The organism is Cytobacillus gottheilii (assembly GCF_001636345.1).
GTDB classification, from domain to species: domain Bacteria; phylum Bacillota; class Bacilli; order Bacillales; family Cytobacillaceae; genus Cytobacillus; species Cytobacillus gottheilii.
Map to the genome: position 1 here is coordinate 1,255,073 of NZ_KV440945.1, position 18,556 is coordinate 1,273,628.

General features: G+C 39.3%; 16 protein-coding genes. 12 read left to right on the forward strand and 4 right to left on the reverse strand.

The genetic code is table 11. The annotated features are described in order from the left end of the window. Nucleotides 1-314: 314 nt before the first annotated feature. From A6754_RS06045 to murC, 5 genes are all read left to right on the forward strand, one after another. Nucleotides 315-632 (forward strand): thioredoxin family protein, encoded by a 318-nt coding sequence (locus tag A6754_RS06045; RefSeq protein WP_066442969.1) that lies wholly within the window; start codon nucleotides 315-317, stop codon nucleotides 630-632. A gap of 83 nt (nucleotides 633-715) precedes the next feature. Next, nucleotides 716-1,519 carry a DUF1444 domain-containing protein gene (locus tag A6754_RS06050; RefSeq protein ID WP_066442970.1) on the forward strand — a complete coding sequence of 268 codons (804 nt, stop codon included), beginning with the start codon at nucleotides 716-718 and terminating at the stop codon, nucleotides 1,517-1,519. 192 nt (nucleotides 1,520-1,711) lie between these two features. Beyond that, entirely contained in the window at nucleotides 1,712-4,279 is a 2,568-nt protein-coding gene (locus A6754_RS06055; RefSeq protein WP_066442971.1) for a DNA translocase FtsK, read from the forward strand. A gap of 79 nt (nucleotides 4,280-4,358) precedes the next feature. Beyond that, the gene (locus A6754_RS06060; RefSeq protein WP_066442972.1) at nucleotides 4,359-5,456 is read left to right on the forward strand and encodes a nicotinate phosphoribosyltransferase; all 1,098 of its coding nucleotides are present in this window, start codon (nucleotides 4,359-4,361) and stop codon (nucleotides 5,454-5,456) included. A gap of 242 nt (nucleotides 5,457-5,698) precedes the next feature. Next, nucleotides 5,699-7,003, forward strand: coding sequence for a UDP-N-acetylmuramate--L-alanine ligase (gene murC / locus A6754_RS06065; RefSeq protein WP_066442973.1), 1,305 nt, complete (start codon nucleotides 5,699-5,701; stop codon nucleotides 7,001-7,003). Between the two features lie 117 nt (nucleotides 7,004-7,120). Here murC and A6754_RS06070 read toward each other — a convergent pair whose 3' ends face one another. Next, a complete protein-coding gene (locus A6754_RS06070) occupies nucleotides 7,121-8,236 on the reverse strand; it encodes an aminopeptidase (protein WP_066442974.1) in 1,116 nt (371 codons plus the stop codon). A 196-nt stretch (nucleotides 8,237-8,432) separates the two neighbouring features. Here A6754_RS06070 and A6754_RS06075 point away from each other — a divergent pair, with 196 nt between their 5' ends. From A6754_RS06075 to ytxJ, 3 genes are all read left to right on the forward strand, one after another. Beyond that, the gene (locus tag A6754_RS06075) at nucleotides 8,433-8,915 is read left to right on the forward strand and encodes a DUF948 domain-containing protein (RefSeq protein WP_066442975.1); all 483 of its coding nucleotides are present in this window, start codon (nucleotides 8,433-8,435) and stop codon (nucleotides 8,913-8,915) included. A gap of 19 nt (nucleotides 8,916-8,934) precedes the next feature. Next, a complete protein-coding gene (locus tag A6754_RS06080; protein WP_066442976.1) occupies nucleotides 8,935-9,438 on the forward strand; it encodes a YtxH domain-containing protein in 504 nt (167 codons plus the stop codon). A gap of 79 nt (nucleotides 9,439-9,517) precedes the next feature. After that, nucleotides 9,518-9,847 carry a bacillithiol system redox-active protein YtxJ gene (gene ytxJ / locus A6754_RS06085; RefSeq protein WP_066442977.1) on the forward strand — a complete coding sequence of 110 codons (330 nt, stop codon included), beginning with the start codon at nucleotides 9,518-9,520 and terminating at the stop codon, nucleotides 9,845-9,847. Between the two features lie 137 nt (nucleotides 9,848-9,984). On the opposite strand, the gene A6754_RS06090 is transcribed toward ytxJ, so the two are convergent. After that, nucleotides 9,985-12,168: a cell division protein FtsA gene (locus A6754_RS06090; protein WP_066442978.1), complete on the reverse strand. Its 2,184-nt coding sequence runs from the start codon at nucleotides 12,166-12,168 to the stop codon at nucleotides 9,985-9,987. A 213-nt stretch (nucleotides 12,169-12,381) separates the two neighbouring features. Between A6754_RS06090 and A6754_RS06095 the strand changes: the two genes are divergently transcribed. From A6754_RS06095 to motS, 4 genes are all read left to right on the forward strand, one after another. Continuing rightward, a complete protein-coding gene (locus tag A6754_RS06095; RefSeq protein WP_066442979.1) occupies nucleotides 12,382-13,455 on the forward strand; it encodes a bifunctional 3-deoxy-7-phosphoheptulonate synthase/chorismate mutase in 1,074 nt (357 codons plus the stop codon). Nucleotides 13,456-13,766: 311 nt separating this feature from the next. Next, nucleotides 13,767-14,765: a catabolite control protein A gene (ccpA, locus tag A6754_RS06100; protein WP_066442980.1), complete on the forward strand. Its 999-nt coding sequence runs from the start codon at nucleotides 13,767-13,769 to the stop codon at nucleotides 14,763-14,765. A 372-nt stretch (nucleotides 14,766-15,137) separates the two neighbouring features. Then, nucleotides 15,138-15,956 carry a flagellar motor protein MotP gene (gene motP / locus A6754_RS06105; protein ID WP_066442981.1) on the forward strand — a complete coding sequence of 273 codons (819 nt, stop codon included), beginning with the start codon at nucleotides 15,138-15,140 and terminating at the stop codon, nucleotides 15,954-15,956. Continuing rightward, nucleotides 15,946-16,686, forward strand: a complete 741-nt coding sequence (motS, locus tag A6754_RS06110; protein ID WP_066442982.1) for a flagellar motor protein MotS — start codon at nucleotides 15,946-15,948, stop codon at nucleotides 16,684-16,686. The genes motP and motS overlap by 11 nt, the downstream gene beginning before the upstream one ends. A 52-nt stretch (nucleotides 16,687-16,738) precedes the next feature. On the opposite strand, the gene A6754_RS06115 is transcribed toward motS, so the two are convergent. Together A6754_RS06115 and A6754_RS06120 are read right to left on the reverse strand one after the other, a co-directional pair. Beyond that, complete coding sequence (locus A6754_RS06115) at nucleotides 16,739-17,911, reverse strand: acetoin utilization protein AcuC (protein WP_066442983.1); 1,173 nt, start codon at nucleotides 17,909-17,911, stop codon at nucleotides 16,739-16,741. Continuing rightward, nucleotides 17,908-18,555, reverse strand: a complete 648-nt coding sequence (locus A6754_RS06120; protein ID WP_066442984.1) for an acetoin utilization AcuB family protein — start codon at nucleotides 18,553-18,555, stop codon at nucleotides 17,908-17,910. Before A6754_RS06120 ends, A6754_RS06115 begins: the two co-directional genes overlap by 4 nt. Nucleotide 18,556: the final 1 nt, after the last annotated feature.

Genomic DNA, 18,556 nt, shown 5'->3' on the forward strand with positions numbered 1-18,556 from the left:
TCCCCCCTTAAAATTGTCTGGCTGTAAAACCTAAGTTTCAGGTTAGAACTTAATAATCTAAAAATATAAATAATTTGAATTTTTATTTAATTATAGTGCTTAGATCCTGGGAAAACAATACAATTACACATAAATTATCCTAGATAAATTCTATTTTTCTTCATAATTCGACTGGGTTTCCAGAAAAAAATAGGTAATTTATACTAAAAGGTGAGCATAATAATACCTTCAGCTCTTCTGTTTGCATTTTATTGGACTGTTAAGGGGAAGATTGATATGATCCTATTAGGTTTAACGTACAGGAGGAGAAGACAGTGAAAAAACTTGAGTCTATGGAACAGTTTGAAGAGTTAAAAGCAAAGGGCAAGCATATTTTTCTATTTTCAGCTGACTGGTGCGGCGATTGCCGATTTATAGATCCATTTATGCCTGAAGTTGAAGAAAAGTATGCTGATTATACATTTGTCTACGTAGATCGTGATCAATTTATCGATTTATGTGTGCAGCTAGATGTTTATGGGATTCCAAGCTTTATTGGTTTTGAGGATGGAAATGAGCTTGGCCGATTTGTCAGCAAAGATCGGAAGACTCAAGAGGAAATTGAGAAATTTATTGAGTCTTTAAGTAAATAAGATATTTCACCCTCCACCATGCTATGGATGGAGGTTTTTTTCTAAAGTATAGGTCAATACATACTCCAGTAGGAGGGAAACAGATGAAAATGGATAGCAAGAAAATGAAAAAGGCATTACAGGATCGATTAGAAAAGGACAATCGCGAGTTTAGCTTTGATCGTGAAAAAGATCAGCTTCGTGTTGTCAATAAAGAAACGGGTAAAGGGATTACGATCTCACTGCCGGGTATCATTGCTAAGTGGCAGGAACAAAAGGAAAAAGCCATTGATGAAGTTGTTTATTATGTGGAAGAAGGACTTGAGGCGATGACAGGAGAGCCGGTTTTATCAGGTCATGAGCGCAATATTTTTCCAGTCATACGCTCTACTTCCTTTCCATCAGAATCAAAAGAAGGCGTTCCCTTTTTAACAGATGAACATACGGCTGAGACAAGGATTTATTATGCTTTAGACCTGGGCAACACATATCGGCTGATTGATGAAGAGCTGCTGTCAAAAGAAGGCTGGGATCGGGGAAGAATAAAGGAAACTGCTCTATTCAATGTCCGGTCACTTTCAGTAAATGCTAAAAAGGATCAAGTGGCAGGCAATGATTTTTATTTCCTAAATAGCAATGATGGATATGATGCCAGCAGGATCTTAAATGAATCGTTTCTGAGAGAAATGGAAGAGAAGGTCGATGGGAAAATGGCTATTGCTGTTCCCCATCAGGATGTCCTAATCATTTGTGATATTAAAAATGATACAGGTTATGACGTCCTTGCACAGATGACTATGAGCTTCTTTGCGAGCGGCCGTGTGCCAATCACCGCCCTATCATTTCTATATGAAGATGGTGAGCTTGAACCAATTTTTATTTTAGGAAAAAATCGCGCAAAAAAGTAAAAGAATTTCTAGGCTGTCCTCTTTCTGATGACAGCCTATTTTTTGGCATATTTTGTCTGAGTTAGATGATACAAATTAGACTTTTTGCATATCGGTAGACCTCATAAAGACCCAATATCGATTTTTATCCCCACTTCCTCCAAAATACTGCTAAAATAAGAAGGATAGACTTGCAGAAAGAGATGGTTACATATGAGTTGGTTTAAAAAGATATTTGGATTTTTTCAAGAAGAGGAAGATGTTGATCAAAAACAGATTGAGCCTGAAAAGGTCACATATATGGAACAGAAAAAGGATCATGGGAAAAATGTAGATGCTAAGGTTTTATATCAGTATCCTAAAGGGAAATTCAGGTTTCCGCTTATTCCAGATGAAGAAGCAAAACAGCAGAAGGAAAAGAGACAGATACACAAAACGGCTCCAGAGAAAAAAACAGACGAAACAAATAGAGCGTACCGTAAACATCCTGTTCAGAAAGAAAGCGTCAAAACAGAACGGAATGCTGCCGCTAAAATGACGAGGCCATTTCATCCGACAGAGATTCCTTCGCCAATCTATGGATTCGCTAAGCGCCCGGTAAAAGAGCAAATAGAGTTCGAACTTAAGAGCAATTCTGAAATTAATATGGATAAAAAAGATATAACAACAAACTTAGATGAGCTAAAAGTTAATGAGTTTGAACACCAAGCTAAGCAGGAGGCACACTTAGAAAGTGCTCTCACTCTTATTCAAAGTGTGAAACGCAATGAAGAGCCTGCTAAAGTCTATTATGATGAAGAAAATACAGCAGCTAAAGAGATGGATCTCCCCATTTTAGAAGAACATAAAGAAGAGATAGAACCTGTAACGGATGTGCCTGTAAGCTCAGAGGCTCTTTCAAATTCGCATTCAATGCTCATTGAGGAAAACATAGACGAGCCAGGTGAGATCGAAGTGAAGGAGCAACCTTTTTCCGAGGAAGTTGTTTTAGAAGAGGCGGCGTCACAAGAAAAACAAGAAGATTCAGAGGCCCCACAACTCACAGAAAGCAATCATGAAGAGGATTTGCTAAATGTGGAACCAGAGCAAAAACCAAGAAATTCCCGCAGCCATATTCCGTTTAATGTCATCATGCTGAATAAGGATCGGCAAAAGCTGCAGGCAGCTCAGTCTGCTGTTCCATTTAGAGGGAATACTGAGCCAAAGATTCAGGAAGAAAAAGAGAGGATCTCTGCTGATCAGCAGGAGCAAAAGATTGTCCCAAGAGCTGTTAATACAGCACCGCAAACAGCGCAAACGATTGATAATCCGCCTAAACCGGTAATGGAACAGCTGGATGATGCCGAAGAATTGCCTTATTATGCTTTTCCTTCGAAGGATGTGCTTCTCCCAGGTGTGGCTCCTGAAGAATCATCAGAATGGCTTTTTAAACAGGAAGAGCTTTTGAATTCCACACTTTCTAACTTTAATGTGCGTGCACATGTTGTAAATGTGACTCAAGGGCCGTCGGTTACACGTTTTGAAGTGCAGCCTGAGCCTGGAGTCAAAGTAAATAAAATTACGAATCTGTCAGATGATATTAAATTAAGTCTTGCAGCAAGGGATATTCGGATAGAAGCGCCAATTCCAGGAAAACACACGATTGGCATCGAAGTTCCGAATCATTCCAGCCGTCCTGTTTTTATCAGTGAAATTATTAACAGTGCAGTTTTTCAAGAGGCAAAATCTCCGCTGACAGCAGTCTTAGGTCTCGATATTGCCGGAAATCCGATCGTAACGGATCTGCGGAAAATGCCGCATGGATTGATAGCTGGTGCGACAGGATCTGGGAAGAGTGTTTGTATTAATACGATTTTGATCAGCCTTTTATATAAGTCAACTCCAGATGAATTAAAATTACTGCTTATAGATCCAAAAATGGTAGAGCTTGCTCCATATAATCGAATTCCGCATCTTGTCAGCCCAGTCATTACAGATGTGAAAGCTGCCACTGCTGCCTTAAAGTGGGCTGTGGAAGAAATGGAACGCCGCTATGAACTTTTTGCTCATACTGGTGTCCGTGATATCACTCGATTTAATGAGCTTGCAGAGCAGGCCAAACAATATAAGGATAAGCTCCCATATATCGTGATTGTGATTGATGAGCTTGCGGATTTAATGATGATGTCTCCTGCTGATGTGGAAGAAGCCATCTGCCGGATTGCGCAAAAAGCAAGAGCATGCGGAATTCATTTAATTATTGCCACACAAAGACCATCTGTGGATGTTATAACAGGATTGATAAAGGCGAATGTCCCTACAAGAGTTGCTTTTTCTGTTTCTTCTCAAGTGGATTCCCGCACGATTATTGATATTAGCGGAGCGGAGAAACTGCTTGGACGGGGAGATATGCTATTTTTGGAAAATGGCTCCTCAAAGCCTGTCAGACTGCAGGGAACCTTTGTATCGGATCAGGAAATTGACGAGGTTGTGGCTCATGTAAGAAAAGAAAGAGATCCGGATTACTTGTTCGAACAGGAAGAATTGCTGAAAAAAGCAGAAGCTGTTGAGGAAGAGGATGAGCTTTTCTTTGACGCATGTGAATTTATAGTTGCCCAGGGATCTGCATCTACTTCAAGTCTGCAGAGGAGATTTAAAATCGGCTACAGCAGGGCAGCCCGATTAATCGACATGATGGAGCAATTAGGATATATTACAGAGAACCGCGGCAGTAAGCCAAGAGATGTACTGATCAGTGCAGCTGATCTTGAAAGTATTTTAGAGGCTAGTACAATAAATTAATACGTGGTATTCTTTATTTGCATTAGAAAACAATATAAATATAACATTTTAGGTGGAATTGACTTAAGGAGCTTTAACAATGAAAGAAATTGAATTGAAGTTGCAAGGCAAGATCAACCGTTTAACAAATAAAACGTTTAAGTTCGATGAGCGTGTCAGGGATGGCTGGTTTTCGGCTGTTTACTTTTTAAAAACAAAGCAAATTGTAGAGAAATATCATTATGAAAAAATTGTAACGATGCAATTTTTTCAAAAAAACCATGCGGTTCTTTGCGGTACAGATGAGGTTATCTCACTAATTAAAACATTTGCGGATAATCCTGAAGAACTGGAAATATATTCTTTAAAAGATGGAGATAAGATTTCTCCGTTTGAAACGGTGTTAACAATTAAAGGAAATTATAAAACCTTTGGATATCTTGAAGGTCTGATTGATGGGATTTTAGCACGCCGTACTTCTGTTGCTACAAATGTGTACAATGTAGTCAAAGCTGCCGGCGCATCCGGTAAACAGAAGGAAGTTATTTTCATGGGAGACCGTGATGATCATTTCATGACCCAAGCAGGCGATGGCTATGCCGCTCATATTGGCGGTGCGAGTGCAAAAGCAACACATGCGATGAATGAATGGTGGGGCAAGCAGGGCATGGGGACAATGCCGCATGCTTTAATCCAGCTATTTGAAGGAGACCTAGTTGCAGCTACAAGAGCATACAAAGAGACTTTTCCTGATGATGATCTTATCGCATTGGTTGATTATAATAACGATGCAGTTGCTGATTCGTTAAAAGTAGCACGGGAGTTTGGAAAGGACTTAAAAGGAGTCCGCGTTGATACCTCCCGTACGATGATTGATCAATATTTCCTGAGAAATCAGCATGTGCTTGGAACATTCGATCCTAGAGGAGTTAATGCCGAATTGATCTTTGCCTTAAGGAAGGCATTGGATGATGAGGGCTTTCAGCATGTGAAAATTGTCGTTAGCGGTGGCTTTAATGAAGACCGTATTTTAGAGTTTGAAAAGCAAGGAGTTCCTGTTGATACTTATGGTGTCGGCAGCAGCTTATTAAAGGTGAATATTGGTTTTACCGGCGACAATGTCATGATTGATGGGAAGCATGTGGCAAAAGCCGGACGGCGATATCGCCCAAACCCTCGTTTAGAGAAGGAAATATAGGGCATAGTTTTTCAAAACAACTAATGATATAATGAATGAATGCATTTTCATATTACTATGTTCACGGATCAGAATAGAGGGTAGATAAAGACTATCCCTCTATTCTGATAAATGTACTGACAATTTACTTTAATGCTGTAATGTTCTTAAAAGTTTAAGTCATGTCCTTTAAAGGATATGAGCAAATCTAGATATATGTCATATACTGTGTTACAGATATACGATGGTTGGAGGTTCTTTATATGACTATTTACCATTTCGTAGGGATTAAAGGATCTGGAATGAGCGCACTTGCACAAGTGCTTCATGATATGAATTTACAGGTCCAAGGCTCCGATTATGAAAAACGTTTTTTTACTCAAGCAGCACTAGAGGAAGCTGGAATTAAAATTCTTCCTTTTCAAAAAGAAAATATTGAACCAGGCATGACTGTAATTGCAGGAAATGCTTTTCCTGATACACATGAAGAAATTCAAGAAGCGATGAAGCTGGGCTTGCCGATTGTTCGGTACCACCGTTTTCTTGGCGATTTTCTCCAAAACTTTACAAGCATTGCAGTGACAGGGGCGCACGGCAAAACCTCCACTACAGGCTTGCTTTCGCATGTCCTGCAGGGGGCAAAACCAACTTCTTATTTAATTGGAGATGGAACAGGAAGAGGGAAGGAAGAAGCTGAATATTTTGCATTTGAAGCTTGCGAATATAGACGCCATTTCCTTTCGTATTCTCCTGACTATGCGATCATGACAAATATTGACTTTGATCACCCCGATTACTTTGCCAATATTGATGATGTATTTTCAGCTTTTCAGGAAATGTCCTGGCAAGTGAAAAAAGGGATATTTGCATATGGTGATGATGAGCAGCTGCAAAAAATTCAAGCGAAAGTTCCGGTATTATTTTACGGTTTTGGCGAGGACAATGATTTCCAAGCCAGGAATATTGTAAAATCTACTGAAGGAACGACATTTGATGTTTTTGTCAGAAATACGTTCTATCATACTTTTTCTATAAATGCATATGGAGATCATAATGTATTGAATTCACTTGGTGTAATTGCTGTCTGCCATTATGAGGAAATTGATGCAGATATTATTCAGGAGCAGCTTTCATCTTTTGGTGGAGTAAAGAGAAGGTTTTCTGAAAAGCAGATTGGGTCTCAAGTCATAATTGATGATTATGCACACCATCCAACAGAAATAAAAGTAACAGTAGAGGCTGCTAGACAAAAATTCCCTGAAAAGGAAATTGTTGCTGTTTTTCAGCCGCATACGTTTACTAGAACGCAAACCTTTTTATCTGAGTTTGCTGAGAGTTTAAATACAGCAGATAAAGTATATTTATGTGAAATATTTGGTTCTGCGCGTGAAAATCATGGAAAGCTTTCCATTGAAGATCTCCAGGAGAAGATTTCAGATGCAGAAATTTTAACTGAAGAAGATACAGCTGTTCTTAAGAAACATGAAGATAGTGTCATCATTTTTATGGGAGCAGGGGATATTCAAAAATTCCAGGCTGCCTATGAGAAACAATTATTAATGAACTAATAGTAAGCAAGGTATATACAATGAAAAAGGATGCTGGCCCAATGGCTGCATCCTTTTTTGCATTTTAGGGAAGAATCATTAGCACTATGCTTTTGATCGATCATAGAAATGAATGTCTTATTTTAAGTTTTCCGGATTCAAAGATTCTAATTCAGGGATTACAAAACGGCCGTCTTTTCGGATGAGAACATCGTCAAAGTAAATTTCTCCACCGCCGTAGTCTGGACGCTGGATGTTTACCATATCCCAGTGAATGTTTGAATTGTTGCCGTTCGAAGCTTCGTCATAGCATTGTCCAGGCGTAAAGTGGAAGCTTCCGTCAATTTTTTCATCAAATAAGATATCCTGCATTGGATGAAGAATATATGGATTTACACCAATGGCAAATTCGCCAATGAAGCGCGCGCCTTCATCTGTATCAAAGATTTTATTAATACGTTCCGTATCGTTTGCTTCTGCTTCTATAATTTTGCCATCCTTAAATGTAAGCTTTACATTCTCAAATGTGAAGCCTTGATATGGCGATGGAGTGTTGTAAGTAAGAACACCATTAACAGAATTGCGTACTGGCGCAGTGTAAACTTCTCCATCTGGAATATTCATCTGACCAGAACACTTAATGGAAGGAATGTCTTTAATGGAGAAAGATAAATCAGTACCAGGACCGGTAATACGCACTTTATCGGTACGGTCCATTAAGGAAACAAGCTGATCCATCGCTTTATCCATTTTTCCATAATCTAAATTACAGACATTGAAATAGAAATCTTCAAAACCTTCAGTGCTCATTTTCGCTAATTGTGCCATCGAAGCGTTTGGATAGCGGAGTACGACCCATTTTGTTTTTGGAACCCGGATTTCTCTATGTACCATCTTGCCGATTGTAGCACCATGGATCTTCATTTTATCGTCTGGCACGTCTGCATGTTCGTTAATATTGTCACCAGAACGAAGTCCGATATAAGCGTCCATGTTTTTCATAACATTTGCTTCAAACTCAGCTGCAAGCTTAAATTGCTCTTCTTGTGCACCTAACAATAATGCTCGGTCCACTTGATGATCCTTGAGGGAGACAAATGGCTGTCCTCCTGCAGCATATGCTTCTCTTACTAGGGCCGTTACAAGCTCTTTCTGTAAGCCGAAGTTTTCAATCAGTACCTTTTCACCCTTTTGCAGGCGCACTGAGTAATTGATTAAGTTTTTTGCGAGCTGATCGATACGTGAGTCTCTCATTTTTTTACCCCCATTAATAAATATACTTGCATTTATTATTGTAACCGAAATAATTCAATTTGTTTATTATTATAAAATTTTCAGGAGATTATGGTAAGATTTAATCAATAGGCTGGTTTATAGTACAAGGCATTGGGTAAATGATAATAACAGCTTGAAAAACAGATTTTTCTTGAAAGAAAGACGGAGGTGCACAATGGAAATTATTTTATACGTAAGTGTAGCGGTTATTGCAGTCGCATTTTTAGTGTTGGTTGTTTATTTATCAAAAACATTAAATTCCTTGCAGGGGACATTGGAAAGTGTTTCACATACGCTGACTGGGTTGGAGAAACAATTAGATGGAGTCACGAAAGAAACAACAGTGCTTCTACATAAAACCAACTCACTTGCAAGTGATATCCAGCAGAAATCTGAAAGCTTAAATAGTGTCGTATATGCAGTGAAAGAAGTCGGAGATTCAGTTCGACGTTTTAACGGATCTGTCCAGAAAATAACATCTACTGTAAATGATCAACTTGAGCAAAATAAGGACAAGATATCACAAGTTGTTCAGTGGAGCAATGTGCTTCTTGAGATAAAGAATAAGTGGAGAATGAAAAAACCTGATCCATATCAATATGAAAAGCAAGAAGATGTTTTGCCGGACAAAAGAGAGAAGGTACGAGTAAGAAACTAAATTATGCGGAGGGATGGAAATGAGTAAACAAGATCGCAATCAATTTGATGCGGGTACGGATGTGAAAGAAGAAAGCATGAACACAAAAGATTTTGTGATTGGCGCCTTAATCGGAGGAATCATTGGTGCAGGTGCTGCGCTATTGCTCGCACCAAAACCAGGTAAAGAATTGATGCACGATATTAGCGAACAAGCTTCTGTCATAAAGGAAAAAACAAGCAAAATCCGCGATACAGCTATGGAAAAAGGAACAGAATTAGCTGGTGCAGCTAAAGAAAAAACAAATGCAGTTTCATCTTCTGTTTCAAAGCAATCTTCGGAATTGGTTAACAAAGTGAAAGGTTTAACGGCTAAAAATAATCAGGATACTCAATCGGAGGAAACTTCTGAATTAACTGCTGTTAAAACGGACAATGAAGTATTTCCTGAGGGGAATTCTCCAGTAAATGATGCTGAGATACAGCTTAAGCTTGATGAAACAAAGCAAGCTTTTGATGAGACTGAGCTAAAGTATAATCGATAAAACTCGATATTTGTCTTATAAACGGTGAAGTGGTAAGATTACTTCACCGTTTATTATCCTATTTGGAGGTTATTTTTGAATGGAAAGACTAACTAATGTAGAAGCATTTAATGAAGTGATTAAGGCCGGGGGCACTTTTATGCTTTTAAAGCATAGTTCTACCTGCCCAATCAGCCAAGCAGCTTATGAAGAATATGAAAGCTTTTCTGGAGAGCAGCAGGATCTGAAAACATATGTATTAATTGTTCAAGATGATCGTCCGTTATCAGATCATATTGCCGAGGAATTTCATATTAAGCATGAATCACCACAATCTATTTTGTTTAAAAATGGAGATGTTGTTTGGCATGCTTCCCATTGGAAAATTACGACTGATTCTTTAGGCAAGGCAATTGAAGAGAATAAATAATCAAAAAAACGGTTCTGGACAATCCAGAACCGTTTTTTTTTACCATATTTAAAAGGTTCCTCTTTGAAAAATTCGTTCCTTTAACTGCTTTTAGAAACAAGGCTCTGGCGGGAAGGGAGTACGAAAATATTTAAAGCTTATAGTGACGTTTTATTCACATATGTCTGCATCTGTTTAATTGGCCAGACAATTTCCAGCTGATCGCCTGCATTTAATTCATCATAAAACGTTGCGTTTTCTCCATTTTTTAAAAGAAGGAAATTCCCTTTAGCATTTTGAGGCATGGCAATTTCTACTGCTTTAAAAATATCCTGAAAAATGAAAGGCTCTCGTTTAATCTGAATGTATTCTAATTCATCACCGTCAGAGATAATATCCTCTAATGCCAATTCTTCTCCATTTCTTTTAAAAAGGGCAAATGGCTTTTTTAATTGTATTTCTTTATTATTAAAGGTTACTGGCAAAGTGAATTCCAAGACCATTTGTTTAAGCAGCATTAAATCTTTCAGCGTTGGCTCGCTTCTTTTCGAAATAGTGATTTTATCATAGTGGTCAATGCCATTATGCACTTTTGCCTGTGAACCATTGCGCAGAAGTGCTCCAGAGAATGACGGAATTATCGTGTCTTTTCCATTTATTTTTAATTTGAAGGGCTTTAGTCTGTCCAGTAAATATTCCAAATGTAATGCTGTGAGCATTTCAGAAATCGTTTCAGGCACGGTACATTCAATCATGTCATGGTCTAAGACATGCTCTTCAATATTTGCTGCTTTGCCATTGCGTTTGATCATTGCATCAAGAATATATTCCTTGTCGTTCACATAAATTGTTTTATTTGGAAGCTCATCGATTAAATCCCGAATTAAGACCTCAGCTCTCAAGCCGTCTTGCCCCTTTTTGACAGTAATTTCATCACCGCTTAGGACTTTATCATCTAATCCGCAGATGTCTCCATTTTTCATTAATAAAGGTGCATCTCCGTGAGATCCGGGAATGGTGATCTGATGGCCATTTAAAGATACAATCATGGCTAAACCGGGTTTTCCATATAATTTATTCATTTTTATACCAGCAGCAAGCAGGCAGTCACCAACCGTTAATTTGGTCACCTCAAATAATCGTACAGGCTGTTCATTTACATGAACGGTTTTATATTGTACAGGCGCTTTATGAGCCGCTATGGCAATGCCAATGGGCGTCACTAGTTCTGGACCGCGTGAGATATGCTCTGAAAGTGTTAAAGCATGAATGGCATCAATGCCGCGAATCGCTACCCTATTGGCAGGCAGCTGCAATTTTTCAGCAATTCGCTCAGCTAATGCAGGTGTCTGGCTGCCTCCGCCAACAAGCATAACGGCTTTAGGCTGCTTGTGATTATTTAACGTGAGGATTTCATCACATATGGATCCTGTTAAACGGTTAATGGCAGGTGAAATCTGTTCAATAATTTCGCTTTTTGTTACCTCAGCCTCAAAGCCAAGGATATCTTCAACCATGATGGAATCCTGTGTCAGCAATTCACGCTTTGCCTGTTCTGCACGCGGAAAATCAAGCAGAAGCTGATCACTAATCGCTTCAGTAATTTCATCTCCCGCAACTGGAACCATTCCATAGGCAACAACTGTTCCTAAATCCGTTATCGCAATATCGGAAGTACCTGCGCCAATATCAACAAGCGCGACATTTAGTCTGCGCATTGATTGAGGAATGAGAACATTGATCGCTGCGATAGGCTCAAGGGTGAGTGCTTCCATCTCTAAATCAGAACGATGCAAAGCTGAAATAAGTGATTCAACCACAACTTTTGGCAGAAACGTGGCAATAATTTCAACAGACGCTTCATTCCCCTGCTGATCAATTAGATTCCCAATCTCTTCTCCATCGAGCTTGTAATAAAGAATTGAATAGCCGACACAATAGTACATAGCACTCTTTTCACTTTCTTGATCCTCTGCGACAAGAGCCTGTGCCTGCTGAACAGCACTTAATTCGAGATGTAATATGTCTTGTTTATTCATCATGGGCTTCCCTTGTATCCCAATCGAAGAGACTGCGCGTTTCGTTTTTAATGAACGTCCAGCTGCAGCTACACTTACTTTTTTTAATGGTCCGTGCTTTTTCTCCAGCTTCTCCTTAATTTGAATGATGATTTTTGAGACAGCTAACACATCGTGAATCTGCCCATCGAGCATGGCACGTTCCGTATGTTCTTGAATAAGTATATCTATAACATGAAATTGATCTTCCTGCTGTTCAAGGATAATTCCTACAATCGATCGGGTACCGATATCCAGAGCGAACAATTTTTTGGTTTCTTCCAAGGCGTACACCCTCTTTTGACGATTACTTTTACTTTACCGCTTAAAAGCGTTTAATTAATAAAGATAAATATAGTGACATGTTAGAATATTTCCGATATAATAACCCTAATTATAAAAAATGTATCACAAAATGACCGGTCAATAAAGAATAATAAGATGATGTTAATCATTTATGACTTGAGGCCAGGCTAAGCAGAAAGGGAAGGGATAACAATGGGTAAAGAGCTTGATCAATTGCGTGACCGTGTGGATGAGATTAATCTGCAGCTATTAAAGTTAATTAACGAAAGAGCAGAACTAGTGCAGGAAATCGGAAAAGTTAAGGAAACACAAGGGGTTTATCGTTATGATCCTGTCCGTGAAAGAGGAATGCTTGATTTAATTAAAGAGAATAATGATGGACCATTTGAAAATTCAACGATTGAGCATATGTTTAAAGAAATTTTTAAAGCTGGACTTGAATTGCAAAAAGATGATCACAGCAAAGCTCTGCTTGTTTCCCGTAAAAAGAAATCAGAAAACACAATTGTTGATATTAAGGGGGAAAAGGTCGGAGACGGAAACCCTCATCTAGTTTTTGGTCCATGTGCTGTTGAGTCTTATGAACAGGTAGCAACGGTCGCAGAAGCTGTTAAAGCTAAAGGTCTGAAACTATTACGCGGAGGAGCATTTAAGCCGCGAACATCTCCATATGATTTCCAAGGCTTAGGGCTAGAAGGGTTAAAAATTCTAAAAAGAGTGGCTGATGAATACGATCTTGCTGTCATCTCTGAAATTGTAAGTCCTGCAGATATTGAAACTGCGGTAAATTATATCGATGTCATCCAGATTGGTGCCCGCAATATGCAAAACTTTGAACTATTAAAGGCTGCTGGATCTGTTAATAAACCAGTCTTATTAAAAAGAGGGATTGCAGCGACAATCGAAGAATTCATTAACGCCGCAGAGTATATTATGTCTCAAGGCAATGGTCAGATTATACTATGTGAGCGCGGTATCCGTACGTATGAGCGTGCTACAAGAAACACGCTTGATATTTCAGCGGTTCCGATTTTAAAGCAAGAAACGCATCTTCCGGTACTTGTTGATGTGACTCACTCTACAGGAAGAAAAGATCTGCTTCTTCCTGCAGCCAAAGCTGCATTGGCGATCGGTGCAGACGGTGTTATGGCTGAGGTTCATCCGGATCCTGCAGTGGCATTATCTGATTCTGCTCAGCAAATGGACTTAGAGCAATTCGATCATTTTATGAAAGAGCTGAAAGCAACACCTTTTGCAAGGGTATAATAGTTAAGATAAAAGAAATCCACAGGATATAAATCTTGTGGATTTCTTTATATTCATACAGGGTTTTGAGAAGAGAAATGTTAATTTTTTATTAAATATATGAAAAAGCCATGATCTTTTATGAAAATATCACAGTTTTTTTCAAAAATGAAGGTGTTGACATTGCGACAATTCGCTTCGTGTCGTATGATTATACATAATTAGACATGTGTAGCCTATCACAATATCATTTTTTATGAGTAGGTTACGTGCGCATGCAGTAAAATAACTATATTAAAGCGGAAAACCGTAAATATCGAGGAGTGAATGAAATGAATGTAACAATATATGATGTTGCACGTGAAGCAAACGTTTCAATGGCAACCGTTTCAAGAGTAGTGAACGGAAACCCGAATGTAAAACCGACAACAAGAAAAAAGGTACTTGAAGTAATCGACAGACTTGGCTATCGTCCAAATGCTGTAGCACGAGGACTAGCTAGTAAGAAGACAACAACTGTTGGCGTCATTATTCCTGATATCTCAAGCACGTTTTTTGCAGAGCTTGCACGCGGAATTGAAGATATTGCAACCATGTATAAATACAACATCATTTTGAGCAATTCTGATCAAAATGAAGATAAAGAGCTTCACCTGCTAAATACGATGCTGGGCAAACAGGTTGACGGGATCGTGTTTATGGGTGGAAATATTACAGATGAACATGTAAATGAATTTAAGAAATCTCCTGTTCCGATTGTTTTAGCAGGTTCCATTGAAGAATCAGGCAGTATCCCATCTGTCAATATTGATTATGAGCAGGCTGCTTTTGATGCGACGACTGCGTTAATTGAGAAAGGCCATAAAGATACAGCCCTTGTAGTTGGGCCGCTCCGCGAACCGATTAATGCCGAGAAGAAGCTGGAAGGTTATAAGCGTGCATTAGCTGAGGCTGGCATTTCTTACAGAGAAGAATTAGTTGTTGAAGGGGACGATACTTATGATTCCGGTATCGAAGCATTCGAAAAATTAGTAGAAGCAGATCCAAAACCAACAGCTATTTATGCAGGATCTGATGAGATGGCACTTGGAGTCGTACACGGAGCTCAAGACAAAGGATTTAGTGTTCCTAATGACTTTGAAGTAATCAGTTCCGACAATACAAGATTGACATTGATGGTGCGTCCGCAGCTTACCTCAGTTGTTCAGCCTTTATATGATATAGGAGCTGTTGCAATGAGATTATTAACAAAACTTATGAATAAAGAATCAGTTAGTGATCAAATCGTAGTACTTCCGCACCGTATTGAGCAGCGCGACTCAACAAAATAAGACAATTGCCGATAAAAAAGGTAAGAAAGAGGCGCTTTATTTAGGACAAAAGAAAGTGGAGTGTGCAGTCAATTACGAAGGCAGCTCTTACTTTAGAACGTACCTGGGAGGCGCCTTAAGCCTATATAGAAATGCGGAGGCGGCTTAAGCTTCATGTACATCTGCATGAAAAGCTTTTTCACTTGGCCTAGACACCGGAAGCATTGGAAATACAGGTCCGTACTTGTATGAAAAGAGGCAATTGTTATAGGTTCTGTTGTTCGTTCGTATTCAGAACTGCCTGCTCCACTGCTTGACACTATGTCTTAATCCTTATTAAGTCGTAACTTCTCCGCTAAAATGGCAATTTTGTGCTGATCAGGGAGAGAATTTATGAAAAAGCTGGACATGTTAACACCTATAGGTCTTATGGTCGGATTAGCCCTGCTGCTTTTTGGGATTGCAGCAAATGGAGGAATAGCGGACATTATTTCGTTTATTGATCCTGCCTCCATTTTAATTGTAATAGGAGGACTTGGCGCAGGTTTACTCGTCAGTTTTCCCTTGCAAAGTGTACGTCACATGTTTACGGTTATTCGTCAGGCGTTCTCTCAGAAAGATGAAAGTCTTGGCGAGTTAATTGCTATTTTTGTGAAGCTGGCTGAAAAAGCAAGAAGAGAAGGATTGCTGTCTCTTGAATCAGTGATTGAAGAGGTTGAGGATCCGTTTATTCGAAAAGGTGTTTTACTGGCTATAGACGGGATTGAACAGGACGTTATCCATGACATTATGAGTGCTGAAATTTCTGCATTAGAAGAACGCCATCGAAAAGGCAGAAGTATTTTAGAAAAGGCAGGAGAGTATGCTCCAGCATGGGGGATGATTGGGACATTAATTGGACTTGTCCTCATGCTTAAAAGTCTTAATGATCCGGAAACATTGGGTCCTAATATGGCGATTGCTCTTTTAACAACCTTATATGGTTCACTGCTGGCAAATTTGTTTTTTATTCCGATTGCTGCAAAGCTTGAGTTAAAGACAGAGCAGGAAGTGTTTATGAAGCAGATTGTCATTGAAGGAGTCATTGGCGTTCAGTCAGGACAAAATCCCAAAATATTAGAAGAAAAGCTTAGTGCCTTTTTATCTGCCGAAGAGAAAAAACGTTCCGCTGAGATCAGCAGATCTGGGGAGGCACTAGAAAATGAACGTTAAAAAGAGAGGGCCAAAACCTAAAAAAGGCGCGCCGACTTGGATGGTTACCTTCTCTGATTTAGTTACGCTCATTCTAGTATTTTTTATTCTGCTATTTTCCATGTCGCAAATAGACGTTTCTAAATTTCAGGCGATTGCGGAGTCTTTTCGAACAAGAGAAATCTTAGATTTCTACCCTTCTGTTATCGAAAATCAACATCCAGGTGAAGCCAAAGACAGCGATGAAGATGTGAGCAGCAGTTCAGAAGAAGGAACGCTGGATCATTTGCTTACTGAGGTACAGGTGTATCTGCAGGAAAACGGCATGGAAGATGTCATTGTTGCCAATAGAACAGAGCGGGGAGTTGTGTTGGTTTTACAAGAGCAGATCCTGTTTGAAACAGGCGACGCCGATCTTAAAGAACAATCTTTCCCATTCTTAAACAAAGTGGCAACCATGCTTTCGGAAATGCATAATTTGGTGAAGGTTGAAGGTCATACTGACAGCAGGCCGATCACCACTTACCGTTATCCATCGAACTGGGAACTGTCAGCAGCGCGCTCTGCCAGTGTCATTCGTTATTTAGTTGAATCACAGCAATTAGACAGCAGCCGCTTTGCGGCAGTTGGTTATGGTGATACGCGTCCAGTAGCTGTAAATGACAGTCCGGAAAATTTGAGCAAAAACCGAAGAGTTGAAATTATTATTTCTGATCCTGCTTACAATGAAGAGATTCAGGAAGAGCAATAGGAAACGTTCTGCAGGACTTCATAGTCCTCAGAACGTTTTTTTGTTAGGCGCTCTATTCTGAAGAGATCGGCTTTATATCTTTCAACGGATATAAAGCTTTTTCCAATGTAATTTGGTTTTTTTCTTCAATTTCTTTTTTTCGGGGAATTGCTTTATAGGCATCCACTGGGTCATCCCATTCGACTGGTAAAGGAACAGGAGCTTCTTTTGCCCACTTTTCAATCCACTCCCTCGGTAATTTTCCGTAACTATTCGAGTTTTCTGTCATTTCAAGCCAAATCAGCGCCCAAGCTCTGGGAACAACACGCCAAATATCGTAGCCTCCCCCGCCAACTGCAATCCATCTGCCCTCACAATATTGGTGAGCTATTTCATGCGCCAGCTTTGGAATTTCACGATAAATTTTCATCGTGGCAGATAAGTGTGTAAGCGGATCCAAAAAATGTGCGTCTGCACCATTTTGTGTAAGTATAATATCAGGCTTAAAAAAGTCAGCAATTTTGCGAAGAGCTGTTTTGTAGGCATTAATCCATGAATCATCTTCTGTAAAGGCATCAACAGGAATATTAAAAGAATAACCATACCCTTTTCCTTGTCCCCGTTCATTTACATTTCCTGTTCCTGGGAATAAATAGCGGCCAGTTTCATGGATTGAAAATGTACACACATTAGGGTCGTCATAAAATGCCCATTGTACCCCATCTCCGTGATGTGCATCTGTATCAATATACAAAACTCGTGCTTGATATTTTTCCTGCAGATACTTTATGGCAACAGAACTATCATTGTAGATGCAAAAACCAGATGCTTTTCCTCTAAAGCCATGATGCAAACCTCCGCCAATATGAAGAGCATGTTTTGCCTTCCCGCTCATGACATAATCAGCTGCAGCTAAAGTCCCGCCTACAAGCAATGAACTGGCTTCATGCATATGAGGGAAAATAGGTGTATCCTCTGTTCCTAAGCCATAATTTTCAGCCGTTTCTTCATGAAGCATGCCAGCTCCTGCATTTTTAACCGCCTGTATATAGCTTGGGTCATGAACAAGCTGGAGTTCTTCGTCCAGTGCTAAGCGCGGAGGAATCATTAATCCCTCTTGCAGTGCCCCAATTGATTGAAGTAAACTGACTGTTAGTTCTAGTCTCTTTTGATTAAAAGGATGGTCTTCGCTGAATTTGTAGTTCATTAAATCTTTCGAGTAAATAAATATGGAATCCTGCATCATAACGGCTTCCCGGAGTGATTTGGCCAGAGCACTTCATATCCTGCTGATGTTAAATCCTTTATGATCGAAAGAGGATTCATCGTTTGAACACGGATGACAATGATTTTAAATTGATCATTCTTTTTATCCGGATAAACAAGCACACTTTGTATATTCGCTTTTCTTTCCCTAATAATGGATGTAACTTCATAAAGCTTTCCAGATTTATTTTCTACTCTTACTTCAATATGGGAACCGGGCTGATGAGCACCAGTGAGTTCGACTAAAGTATGAAGAAGATCCGTTTCAGTGACGATGCCGACGAGCTTGTGATTTTTCACAATGGGCAGACAGCTAATCCGGTGTTCGTATAAAAGGGCAGATACTTCTGCAACTAAATCAAGCGGATGCCCAGTAATGATATCTTTTTGCATAAGTAAATGCAGTGGCTTTTGTAATGTACTCATAAATTGATCAGTTTCAAAAATCGATGGAGTTGCATCACGGATATCCCGATCTGTTACAAGTCCAATTAGTTGACCTTGCTCATCAATAATTGGCAAATGGCGGATTTTATTTGCACTCATGATTTTTACAGCGTCACCAATACTATGTTCCTTTGTTAATGTGGTGACGTCTTGTTTCATTATTTCTTCCACAAGCATG